Source organism: Dysgonomonas sp. Marseille-P4361, assembly GCF_900343125.1.
Lineage (GTDB): Bacteria > Bacteroidota > Bacteroidia > Bacteroidales > Dysgonomonadaceae > Dysgonomonas.
In genome coordinates this window covers 39729-52624 of sequence record NZ_OPYL01000003.1, presented here as the reverse complement: position 1 = coordinate 52624, position 12896 = coordinate 39729, and the positions used below count along the sequence as shown (strand labels likewise).

Genomic DNA, 12896 nt, shown 5'->3' with positions numbered 1-12896 from the left:
TAGAGTTATGAGCAAAGTATTTTTATTAGGTGCAAATAAGGAAATTGACAGAGCCAAACAAGTGGTAGAAGTCAATCAGGTTATCCAAATGGAAGGTTACAGTTATCATAAATATGTAGTGTACGACATTACAAAAAATCAGTGGGGAATTACCTACAAACTGATAAACCTTACCACAAAAGATTTTCACACAGCCGATATTATCAGACCATTAAAAGAAAAATTCGGAATTGGATTCTATTACGATAGCGAAAATCCTCAGTTTATAGATGCTTTTGAGGTAGCAATACTTCTTCAGGAAGCACAGCAAAAGAAGAAAGCAGAGCAGGATGAAGCAGACAAGGAAAAGATAAGAGTTGAAGAAGTAAAAACAATAGGTCGTAAACGTTTTGCCGAGATATTTCCCGATGATGCACAAGCCGTTATTGTGGCACGGCTGAAACAAGACGAGAGCGACAGCCAAACGGATTACTTCGCAAGCAGTACGCAACGCACTGTTATTTTAGGCTTTTCCAAACACAAAAGAGACATCTTTTCCGAAATGCGGAAACACGCTTCAAACTTTGAAGAAACCGCCTATTTAGAAGAGTATAACGAAGATTACGAGCATAGAGAAAAATACTCTATGGGGGACGGTTATTATTTAGGAGAAAGCAAGTATCACGGTTGGATAATTGAAAAATGCCCTGTTTATAAGCGTGAAAGTACAATAGAAGAATTTTCCTACACCGCAGGGGGTGAAGACAATATACACATCAATAGACCAAATACAACTCCACCAAACAACCCGACAGGATCAGGTAAAGATGCTTGTACAATGGTTGAATACTCAGCCAAAGCAGTAGCCGTATTTGGAGATACTAAGTCAATCAAAGATGAACTTCGGGCAATGGGTGGAAGATTTAACGCCCGACTGACTTTTAACGGACAGAAATTAGCGGGGTGGATATTCCCGAAATCACAAGAACAGCGATTAGCGTATTATTTCGGGGTAGATTAATATTTCACAAGGGGCAGAAACCTATCTGCCCCAAAAATACAGCAAGAAAATGAATACAACAGCGATAGCAACCAAATTTGTTAAATGGGATGTGCCCGAATTAAACACGTTGAAGAACTCCAAAGCATATCTACTTCGTGAAAAATTGAATATAGGAGAGAAACTGACCAGAGAAGAAAAGAATTGGATAACCGAAAAAGTAAATCATAACACTTATTTCAAAAGTGCTATTCCATTACAAGGTTATCGTTTCGACTTCTCAGATATACTAAAAACGTATGTGGTTAAGCAATACGGACAATATCAAGAATACAAGGCAATAGACCGTACAAGCTTACGAGCCATGATATACGGCAGAATAGATAAAATTATTGAAGACAAATAAAATCAACAGATATGAAAGCATCAAATCACTTCAAAAACACGATAAAGGCATACTTAGACCAACGAGCCGAGACAGATGTATTGTTTTTACTCCAATACTCAAAACCCGAAAAAAACATTGACGATTGTATTACTTACATTTTCAATGAAGTAAAGAAAAGCGGTTGCAACGGTTTTGCAGATGATGAAATTTACAACATGGCGGTTCATTTTTACGATAAAGATAATATCGAAATCGGTATGCCAATGAGTAACGCTCATGTAGTTGTAAACCATTTTGTAGAACTGACAGAGGAAGAAAAGGAACAGGCTCGCCAAGATGCCATACAGAAAGCACAGGACGAAGCATATAGGAAAATGACACAGCCAGTCAAAAAAACTAAGAAAATAGCACTCACACCCCAACTGGACGCTACTCACAGCATTTCGATGTGATTGCATCCAATATCCCTTTTGGCGATGTTTCCGTGTTCGATCCCTTACTTTCCAATCACGAAATACCCGCCGTCAAGCAGTCTACACAAGCTATTCACAACTATTTCTTTGTGAAAAGCGTTATGTCGGCCAGAGAGGGAGGGATAATCGCCTTTATTACTTCACAAGGAGTTCTCAACTCGGAACAGAACAAGCCGATACGGGAATACCTGATGAACACCTGTGATATTGTTTCTGCTATCCGCCTGCCCAATAACCTGTTTTCCGACCATGCGGGAACGGAAGTCGGAAGCGATTTAATCGTATTGCAACGGAATAATAAAAATATTGCTCCGAGCCAGCGACAGCAGGATTTTATCGAGTCGAGGAAATTATCGAATGGTATTTCTATCAATAACCTGTTTCGTGATTTTTCGAGAGTGGTGCAAACAAGTTCAAAGATTGACACCGACCCTTACGGTAAACCTGCGATTGTATTTACCCATAAAGACGGAGTTGAAGGAATTGCCAAAGACCTGCGGCAAATGTTGAAAGAAGATTTTCACCAACATTTGGATTTGGAACACTATTGGTTAAATGCACCACAACAAATACACTCTCAAACCATAAATACCGAACAAAGTATTCAGCAGGAAGAATCCCGCTATCCCGACGACCTTAATCCCTTTTGGCAAGCTGTCGAAGAACATTGGTTTCCCGACGATAAAAACTTTTGGGAGAATAAGGAAGAAACTGCTACCGATTTACAATCAGAAAGGAAAGAGGATGAAAAAGAAGAAAAACAATCCACTCCACAACAGCAGGCTGTTCCAAATACTTTTAGAGGTACTCTTTTCGATATGGACGATCCTGCCATTAAGAAAACGCCGACTACGGAGGCGAAACCCCAGTCTGTAACGCAGGAGCCGTTAATTACACTCTACGACTTGTTCGGCTTCACACAGGAAGAACGTAGCCAAGTGAAAAAGCCTAAAAAACGAGGACGTAAGTCTGCACAGGCTAAACAATCCAAAGAGTTGCCGTTCATGGACTGGCGGGAAGAAATGGCACACAACAACGCCCAAGAACGGGAAAAGCTGCAACAGGAAACTACCGAAGCCTATCCCGTATTCGATGCCCGTCGGGAGGAACAACTGGAACGACTAAGGGAAGAAGCTGAGCGGGAACAGCAGCAGCGCATGAAACCTGTTCCTTATTATAAAGCGGAAGATATGCCCTCCCACTATCGGGAAGGCTCACTCGTTACGGACGAAAATAATCGCATCGGATATTTGCGTGATTTGGACGGATTTCAGCCGATGTTCCATCCGCTTCAGCTCACAGGAACACAGCAGGCGAAAGCATCCCTTTATATTGAGATACGGGACACTTATCACCACCTGTATAGCAACGAAGCGACAAGGTTGGAAGCAAACCCCGCACTTCGTGAAATGCTTAACAGGCTCTATGACGATTTTACCCGTCGTTTCGGAAACATAAACGATGCAAAAAATCTAAGCCTTATTAAAATGGATGCCGGAGGAACTGAAATACTGTCCCTCGAACGCTATGTAAATGGCAAAGCGGTCAAAGCAGATATATTCCAACAACCGGTTGCTTTCAATCCGAACGAGATAACCTATGCCGATAACGCACGGGAAGCCCTTGTCGCTTCTCTGAATAAATATGCTCAGGTAAACCTCAATTACATGGAGCAGCTCACGGGAAATACGGCAGAAGAAATTGTCGATGAACTGAAAGGGCAGGTATTCTTCAATCCGATGATAGGTTCTTATGAGATTAAAGACAAATTCATAAGCGGCAATGTAATCTCCAAAGCGGAACACGTCGAACGGTACTTAGAGAACCACCCCGATCACGAAGCGGCAAAGGAATCGCTTACAGCACTTCAGGAAGCAACGCCCCGTCCGATACCTTTTGAAGATTTGGATTTCAATTTTGGCGAACGGTGGATTCCATCAGGTATGTACAGCAAATATGCTTCCCATTTATTTGACACGAATGTGTCGATACATTATGCTCAAAGCCGTGATGAATATACCCTCAAAGCCGATAGTAAAAATGTCAAGATATGGGATCAGTATGCCGTAAAATCCCAAAGCAGGACGTTTGACGGTATCGCCCTGATGAAACACGCCTTGCATAATACCTCTCCCGATATTACCAAGAAGGTCAATAAGCTGATTGACGGAGAAATTAAAGAGGTCAAGATACGTGATGCGGAATCCATACAGCTTGCCAACTCTAAGATTGACGAGATACGCAACGGCTTTACTGAATGGCTCAATGAACAATCGCCGGAGTTCAAAGACCGATTGGCAAATAAGTACAACCGTACATTCAACTGTTTCGTCCGTCCCGACTATGACGGAAGCCACCAAGAGTTTCCCGGACTGGACTTGAAAGGGTTGGGTATTCCTGACCTTTATAAGAGCCAAAAAGATGCTGTTTGGCTTGATAAGTTGAACGGCGGGGGCATAATCGACCACGAGGTGGGTAGCGGTAAAACGCTGATAATATGCGTAAGTGCCTATGAAAAAAAACGATTGGGACTGGTAAACAAACCGCTTATCATTGCCCTGAAAGCCAATGTACACGAAATTGCACAAACTTTCTGCACGGCTTACCCCAATGCGAAAGTATTGTATCCGGGCAAAGAAGATTTTACCCCTGCAAAACGGGCGAAGATCTTCAACGAAATGAAGAACAACAACTGGGATGCCATTATCCTGACACACGAGCAGTTCGGCATGATACCCCAGTCGCCCGAAATACAGCAGCGGATATTACAGGCGGAACTTGATAGCGTTGAAGAAAATTTGGAAGTGTTGCGAGCATCGGGAAAGGAAATTTCCCGTGCAATGGAGAAAGGCTTAGTCAAAAGGCAACAAAATCTGGAAGCCAAATTGGAAAACGTTGCCTATCAGATTGAGAACCGCAAAGATGATACGGTAGATTTCAAACTAATGGGTATCGACCATATCTATGTGGATGAATCGCACCGATTTAAGAACCTGACCTTTACAACACGACACGACCGTGTTGCAGGTCTGGGTAACGCCGAAGGTTCGCAACGGGCATTAAATATGCTTTTTGCCCTGCGAACTATTCAGGACAGGACAGGAAAAGATTTGGGAGCGACTTTTCTATCGGGTACAACCATATCCAACAGTTTGACGGAATTATACTTGCTATTCAAGTATCTCCGGCCAAACGAACTGGAGAGGCAGGGTATTACCACCTTTGACGCATGGGCAGCTATTTTCGCCAAAAAGTCGATAGACTATGAATTTTCGGTAACGAATGAAATTGTACAAAAAGAACGCTTCCGGTATTTCATCAAAGTACCCGAATTAGCGGCATTTTATGCCGAAATAACCGACTATCGTTCTGCGGAAGATATTGGTATCGACCGACCTGTAAAAAATGAAATCCTGCACAATATTCCGCCCACGCCCGACCAACAGGAGTTTATTAAAAAACTGGTAGAGTTTGCCAAAACAGGAAAAGGCGAAGTATTGGGACGTGCGCCGTTAAATGAAAAGGAAGAAAAGGCAAAGATGCTTATTGCTACCGACTATGCCCGTAAAATGTCGCTCGATATGCGCTTGATTGATCCGGTCAAATACGGCGACCATGTGGATAACAAGGCTTCCCATGTGGCTAAAATGGTATCAGACTATTACAAGAAGTTTGACAATCATAAAGCTACACAGTTTGTTTTCTCCGATTTAGGCACTTACAAGCCGGGCGAATGGAATCCTTGCTCCGAAATAAAACGTAAACTGATGGATGACTACGGAATCCCTGCTCACGAAATACGTTTTATTCAGGAAGCCAAAACGGATAAAGCACGTAAAACGATGATTAAGGATATGAATGAGGGCAAAATCCGTGTCCTGTTTGGCTCTACCGAAATGTTAGGGACGGGTGTAAACGCTCAAAAACGGTGCGTCGCCATTCATCATTTAGACGCACCGTGGCGACCTTCGGATTTGGAGCAGCGGGACGGAAGAGGGATTCGTAAAGGCAATGATGTAGCAAAATTATATGCCGATAATAAAGTCGATGTGATTATCTATGCCGTTGAGAAATCATTGGATGCTTATAAATTCGGGTTACTCCATAACAAACAGCTTTTCATTCGTCAACTGAAAAACAACTCATTGGGTAGCCGCACCATTGACGAGGGAAGCATGGACGAAAAGAATGGTATGAACTTTTCCGAATACGTGGCCATTCTATCCGGAAATACCGAATTATTGGAAAAGGCACGTTTGGAAAAGAAGATTGCTTCGCTCGAATCGGAACGACAGGCGTTTATGCGTGGCAAATCTTCATCACGCTATAAATTGGAGAACATTATCTCGGACGTGGAGAAGAATAACGGATTTATCAGTCGTATATCCAAAGATGTGGAAGCGTTCAATTCCCGTGTCCAATATCAGCCGGACGGAGTTACCCGCCTAAATCCAGTTCAGTTGGACGGATTGCAGGGCAGTAACCCAAAAGAAGTCGGGCTGAAGCTGAATGAAATTTCGGAGAAAGCCCGTACTTATGGATTGCACGAGAAAATCGGCTCGCTGTATGGTTTTGACTTAATGGTAAAGTCCGAAACCACCAACAAAGACGGGTTCGATGTCATTCAAAACCGTTTCTTCGTGAAAGGCGAGGGCGACATTCTGTATAACTACAATCACGGGGTAATGGCTTCCGATCCGAAGACGGCGGCACAGAATTTCCTTAATGCGCTCGATACCATGCCTAAATTATTGGAGAGATACCAATCCGATAATCAGAAGTTGGAAAAGGATATTCCGGTACTCAAAGAAGTAGTCGAAAGCAATTGGCGAAAAGAGCCGGACTTGAAAATCCTAAAAGACGACCTGATAAAGTTAGATCGTGAAATCCAACTCTCGCTTAAACCCATTGAAGAAAGCGAGGGACAGGAGAACGCAACCCTTGATAATGGTGTAGGTGGTATTCCTGCAAAAAAAGAAACGGTCGGCAATAATAATGCACAAATACCGGGTACACTAAAGGACGTAAAAGAAATTATGGGCGACAGGCTTGTTATTGCATCGGTAGGCAGTAGTCCGCCGAAAGTGGAGAAGAAAGAGGGCTCAAAAGGCTTTAAGATCTGATAATCTCCTTTATAGTTCAATTCAATTTTGCCACAATAATGTGATAAATTTGTGGCAAAATTGAATTGCTTTTTTCTTTTCTTTTTGGGAGAATTAGGGCGATTGTTATTTTTTTATTATTAGTTGGTTTTCTGATTTGATTTGGTATTATTGGAGAAATTCTGCTGCTTATTGGAGAATTGAAATTTTACTTTGCAACTTCAAAAACATCATTTTTTGATTATAAATGCGGTTATGAAGTTGTTTTGTAGAAGGTGCGCTTATGGATACCCATAGAACGTAAAGACTTATTCACTCCTTCAGGACTATTGATTACTAAACGGATCACTTCCTCTTTTTCCTCTGCTGTTAGTCTCATATATCTCTTCCATTTAGTGCTTAATCCAACAGATCCAAGCTTTTTTTTACGATATCGTAGCGGATAACCAAGTCAGCCAGAGATTCCTTGAGCAGGCTATTTTCCTTCCTAAGTTCCTTCACTTCATCAGAGGTAGCTTCTCGCAGCTCGTCTCCCGATAAGCGCTTCTTACCGGCTTCTATGAACTCTTTATTCCATTTATAATAAGTAGGGGCAGAGATCCCATACTTACGACACAGTTCTGCTACGGATAGCTCTGCACGCATACCTTCCATCACAATTAGGATCTTTTGCTCAGAGCTATAGACTTTTGACGTGTTACGACGAATCTCTTTGATGAATTGACCGGTGGTACTACGTGCTTGAGTTGCCCCACTGCTTGTTGTTTTCTTTGCCATAATCGTTGGTTTTGAAAGTGAATAAATATAACCCGTAGTGCATTTAGGCAATGCGTATTTTTAAGTTGTTAATATTTCGGTTGTTTAACTTGTTAATGAGTTGTATAACTGTTAGAGCCATTATTTTGGATAATATTCTATTCTTGAATCCATCAAAAGATTTGGCATAGTTTCTACGAATCATAAATTGGTCACACAGTTGAGAGAACAGGGTTTCGATGCGTTTTCTTGCTTTTCGAAAGATATAGGCTTGAGGTTTATATCCATGCTGATTTCTACGCATGGGAACTTCAAGTCTAATTTGATTTGAAGAGAATAAATCCCTCTGATAATCAACACTTAGGTATCCTTTATCTCCTAGTATAGTACAGTTTTGATACAGTTGTTTTATATTTTTGAGATAATGAATGTCATGTATCGAAGCCTGAGTCAAATCAAAATCAGTGAAAACTCCATCCACAGTACAAACTGCATGTAGTTTGTAACCATAATAGTTATTATCTTGCGAGGCGCAATAGCCTTTATCTGGAGAAGTTTGGTAATCTTCCTTGCAAACACAGGAGCGAGAACTTCTACTTAGCTTACATACTTCTAAAGGCATACTGTCTACAATAAAATAGTCCTGTGTTGCTATTTGATTTGCTAATTTCTTACGTAATGAATCTCGATAGAAAAATAACTTTCTTTTTCTACGATTATAAACACTGCGTTCTATTTTGGCGGACAAATCTAAAGGTAAAGTTCTAAACAATTGATACTTTGAATCAATACTCATGTATTCTGAAGTTAAATCAATAGCAATCAACTCAATATCTGAAAGTTTAGGTTTACGTATTTGATTCAAAAAGTTCATTTTAGACTCTACCAGTTGTAATGTTTCCAATATTTTTCTGTAATTTCGAAGGAAGTTGCTCATATTATTTAATTGCGTGAGATACAATTAAATATAGTCATTTATTTGATATTGAGTAACTTATTTTCTTATTATTCAAATGCACTACGGGTAAATATAATCTTTTTTCCTATCAAAACACTTAAGCAATTAAACTAGCAATCGGTAAACTTTATGCTGAAGATTTACAAAAAAATTAAAAAACAACCATTTTTTTATAAGCCGTCCGCTTAAGTCCTATTAAGACCATTTAAGTCCTATTGATTAAGAATATCTAGTCATCATCTTAGTCAATTAGCTTGATAGAATAACGTAAAAGAAGGTTCGCAATTCTATGAAACTTACATCTTTTAGGTATCTTAAAATATTGCTATACAGACTCAGATAATTATCGAAGAATTGTTTAAACTTTCTGCTTTTAAGAGTCTTAACGGACACAAAGTAAAGAAATTTTGTGGGCTGTAGCTTTATTGCTCGATGTCGAAAAGTGTTCAACATTGCTGGATGAAAGAGGTCGAAATATTTCGGCAAATATACCCTTCTGGTTACTAAAAAAAGAAGATCCTCAAAAGAAATTTTATCTCTTTTTAGCAATTTCTAATTTGGTATCATTCACAAAAAAAACTAAACCCAAATAAATATATTCTATGTTATATTAATTTTTTAGATATCTTTGTGCCTGTAAAAGTTCTTTATATTTTTTCAAGCCGTTAAGGTGCTCTAATTAAGAGATAATAGGGAATCACGTCTAAATCGTGAGCTGTCGCGCAACTGTAATCACCGCGAAGTTTTCTATTTATTACCACTGTTCTAACTCGAAAGAATGGGAAGGGAAATAGAAAATGGTGTAAGCCAGGAAACCTGCCTGTATATGGATGACAATACTTCGCGTAAAAGTTGATATGTCAAAACAAATCATTCATTTCCTGTTTCAGGAATCAAATTATCTGTTTCATATTTAATCTTTAGTTACGAAGTTCATTAAGAGCTTTGCTACTCCTTGATCGTATTTTATCGAGGGGAAATATGTTAGTAAAATAAAATATTGGTGATGGATAAGCCTTCGCTTAATTCCATAAAAGGGAATTCGGTCTAAGTCCGAAGCAGTGCCCGCTACTGTAGACTCTAAAAAGTTCTAGATAATAATCACCACTGTTCTTTTGGGAATGGGAAGGTATTCTAGAATAGAGTAAGCCAGGAAACCTGCCATATTAAAATAAATCGAAACACTCCGGGGACAGAGTGTAATTTATTAAATTCTAACAAATTAAAATGAAAAAGAAATTTGTTTTCGCTTTTCTATTGGGTAGTTGTATGACCCTTAATTCTTTTGCTCAACATGCAAATAATTCTGAAAATGAAAAATCGGTAAATTTAGATCAAGTTGTTGTAACGGGTACGGGTACTCACCAGAGACTAAAAAATACTCCTGCACCCGTAGAAGTTATCACTGGATTTGACATTAAAAAAACTGGCATAACAGATTTTCAACAAGCTATGACTGTACTAGTTCCATCACTGTCCTTCTCAGGAGGAGGTGCAATGGGAACATATTTGATGATGAATGGTTTATCAAATAAATATGTACTTATCTTGATTAATGGGAGAAAACTTACGGGAGATATAACCAATAATATTGATTTATCCAGAATCGATTTAAATCGTGTAAAACGAATTGAGATACTTGATGGTGCAGCTTCTTCCTTATATGGTTCTGATGCTATTGCGGGAGTCATTAATATTATTACAGATGAGCCTAAAAATATAATACAAGCATCAAGCAATACTAAGTATGAAGAATACGGAATGTTCACACAATCAGTGAACCTTGACTTATCGAACAGTAAAATTGGATCTTACACTTCATTTAAGCACGACCAGTCAAGTGGTTGGCAACAAAGTAAAGATAGTTATAAAAAGGCAAAAGATGGTACATTGACTACAATACCAACTCTTAGTCAATCTTCAAACGGATTTCATTCCAATATAATTAATCAAAGATTCACATATACCCCGTCAGATAAGTTATCTTTTTATGCTGATGGCGGGTATTATTGGAAGCTGACAGATCGTCCAGGTGTACAAGATGATATTGATGGTGGATTTACCTACGATATTCATTATGAATCTTTCAAATACGGATTAGGTGGACGGTTTAAGCCTAATAAAAAAGCTACAATTACATTAGACTTGATTAATGATAATTACAATCAGAATTATAAATATATCAGGGATGATAAAGATTTCAAGGTCGGAGATTACGATAAGACTAAAAAACAAAAGTTCTATAATGCAGAACTGAAAAGTATATTCAAGTTTACAGAAAACAGTACCTCTGTATTTGGTGTAGATTATCGATCTGAAAGTCTAGATCGCCCAAGTGCAAATGTTGACAAATCTGTATATACGACATCAATATATGGACAGCATGAAATAAAATTGTGGAATCATTTCACGGGTATTGCAGGCTTGCGCTACGATTATCATGAAACGGCAAAGGGGCGAATAACTCCAAAAATAGCTCTGATGTACTCTGTCAATAATTTCAATTTCAGAGGAACTTATTCGGCAGGTTATAGAGCACCTGGATTAGACGAATTGTACTATTATTTATGGAGAAGTTCTATGGGATCAACGATTACTATTGGAGATGAAAATCTAAAACCGGAAAAAAGTAATTACTATTCTTTAAATGCAGAATATAGCACAAGTAGATTTTCATTTTCTATAACAGGATATCTAAACTATGTAGATGATATGATTTCATCCAAAACAACCAAATTTTCGGATATGCCAGTAGATCAAGCACAGGCAATAAAAGATAAGGTTCAAAAAGATTTTAATATGACACCTCAGCAGGTAAGTAAATTGGCTAATTACAAAGAATATCAGAACCTTCAGAAAGGACAAGTTAAAGGATTTAATATAAGATCTTCCGCATATTTAGGATATGGTTTCAGGATTGATGCAAATTATGCATATGCTTCAGCCCAAGGTAAAGATAAAGATGGAGAATGGGGTGCTATTGAAAGATCTGTCAGACATACAGCAACTATAGCTACAAATTATCTCAATGAGTGGGGAAAATATCGTTTAAATGTGAATTTGAACACAAGATTACAAAGCAAGAGACTTCATCCGAATGACACTTATGGAGATGCTCCCGGATACGGAGTATGGAATATATATAGTAAGCATACTTTCTCTCATTTTAAACATTTTATACTAGAGCCTGGCATTGGTATTAATAATATTCTTGATAAAGTAGACTCTCGCCCTTACGGAGTAAATTATGGATTATTATCGCCTGGTAGGACAGTCTTTGTTAGTTTAAATCTTCAATTCAAATAAATAGTTGTATGAAAAAGTTATTATTTATAATTATGACTATCATGTCCATTACATGTCAAGCACACGAAGGTGGAAACTTTATAGCCTCCAACATACTGGAAAATATGAAAGATGGCGATAAAGCAGCTATACTAATGGTCCATTTTGGGACGACTTATGATGACACTCGTGCTCTAACAATTGATGTAATTAATGATAAAGTAAAAAAAACATTTACTGAATTAGAGGTAAGAGAGGCGTACACTGCAAGAATCGTTATTCGTAGACTTAAAGAACGTGGTATTGAAAAACACAATCCCATAGATGCACTTTTAAAACTAAAAGCAGAAGGTTATACTCATATCCTGATTCAAAGTTCGAATATTATTGATGGTGTGGAGATGGAAGCACTACGTAAAGATGTAGCTTCAGTCGAACCGTTTTTCAAAGAAGTCCGAATCGGTACACCATTACTATATCATGTTTCAGATTTTGAAAAGGTTGTGGATATACTGAAAAAAGAATGTCCATCTAAAGGAGAGATAGTATTGGTTGGTCATGGCACATATACTCCAAGTACAGCTAGTTATGCTATGCTTGATTATATGTTTAAAGATAAAGGAGCTAATAATTTTCATGTAGGCACAGTAGAGGGATACCCTTCGTTTTGTGAGGTCGTAAAACAATTGAAAGTCAATAAAGCAAAACAAGTAACTCTTGTTCCTTTTATGTTTGTAGCTGGAGATCATGCCAATAACGATATTGCAGGCGAATGGAAAGACTCATTGGAGATAGAAGACTTCAAAACCGATGTAGATATGAAAGGCTTGGGTGAAAATACAAATATCCAAGATATGTTTGTTGATAAAATTCGCTTCCTTATACATCATAAGATGATAGATATAGTTGACAAAAAGAAAAATTATGCAGCAGGTGCTGCTGCTCATTAAGACTT

Annotated in this window: 8 protein-coding genes, 1 pseudogene and 2 riboswitches; of the genes and pseudogenes, 6 read left to right on the top strand and 3 right to left on the bottom strand. The window is 38.6% G+C overall.

The features are described 5' to 3' along the window. The first annotated feature begins 7 nt into the window (after nucleotides 1–7). From DHU68_RS06575 to DHU68_RS06560, 4 genes and pseudogenes are all read left to right on the top strand, one after another. Complete coding sequence (locus DHU68_RS06575) at nucleotides 8–1000, top strand: fusion protein (RefSeq protein WP_108822194.1); 993 nt, start codon at nucleotides 8–10, stop codon at nucleotides 998–1000. 49 nt (nucleotides 1001–1049) lie between these two features. Beyond that, a complete protein-coding gene (locus DHU68_RS06570; protein WP_108822193.1) occupies nucleotides 1050–1385 on the top strand; it encodes a molybdenum ABC transporter ATP-binding protein in 336 nt (111 codons plus the stop codon). An 11-nt stretch (nucleotides 1386–1396) separates the two neighbouring features. Continuing rightward, nucleotides 1397–1819: a PcfK-like family protein gene (locus tag DHU68_RS06565; RefSeq protein WP_108822192.1), complete on the top strand. Its 423-nt coding sequence runs from the start codon at nucleotides 1397–1399 to the stop codon at nucleotides 1817–1819. Beyond that, nucleotides 1795–6963 (top strand): annotated as a pseudogene (locus tag DHU68_RS06560) (N-6 DNA methylase); the annotation flags it as partial. The gene DHU68_RS06565 and the pseudogene DHU68_RS06560, both read left to right, overlap by 25 nt. Nucleotides 6964–7195: 232 nt before the next feature. On the opposite strand, the gene DHU68_RS14375 reads toward DHU68_RS06560, so the two are convergent. The 3 genes from DHU68_RS14375 to DHU68_RS06550 are packed head-to-tail and all read right to left on the bottom strand — an operon-like array spanning nucleotide 7196 to nucleotide 8635. Then, the gene (locus DHU68_RS14375) at nucleotides 7196–7321 is read right to left on the bottom strand and encodes a hypothetical protein (protein ID WP_255412467.1); all 126 of its coding nucleotides are present in this window, start codon (nucleotides 7319–7321) and stop codon (nucleotides 7196–7198) included. A gap of 20 nt (nucleotides 7322–7341) precedes the next feature. Then, a complete protein-coding gene (locus DHU68_RS06555) occupies nucleotides 7342–7719 on the bottom strand; it encodes a transposase (protein ID WP_108822191.1) in 378 nt (125 codons plus the stop codon). A gap of 43 nt (nucleotides 7720–7762) precedes the next feature. Further along, entirely contained in the window at nucleotides 7763–8635 is an 873-nt protein-coding gene (locus DHU68_RS06550; protein WP_108822190.1) for an IS982 family transposase, read from the bottom strand. A 672-nt stretch (nucleotides 8636–9307) separates the two neighbouring features. Continuing rightward, nucleotides 9308–9495: riboswitch (cobalamin riboswitch) on the top strand. 145 nt (nucleotides 9496–9640) lie between these two features. Then, nucleotides 9641–9837, top strand: a riboswitch (cobalamin riboswitch). Nucleotides 9838–9883: 46 nt separating this feature from the next. On the opposite strand from DHU68_RS06550, the gene DHU68_RS06540 reads away from it, so the two are divergent. Both DHU68_RS06540 and DHU68_RS06535 read left to right on the top strand, forming a co-directional pair. Further along, a complete protein-coding gene (locus tag DHU68_RS06540) occupies nucleotides 9884–11962 on the top strand; it encodes a TonB-dependent siderophore receptor (RefSeq protein WP_108822188.1) in 2079 nt (692 codons plus the stop codon). Nucleotides 11963–11970: 8 nt separating this feature from the next. Next, entirely contained in the window at nucleotides 11971–12891 is a 921-nt protein-coding gene (locus tag DHU68_RS06535) for a sirohydrochlorin cobaltochelatase (protein WP_108822187.1), read from the top strand. Nucleotides 12892–12896 lie beyond the last annotated feature (5 nt).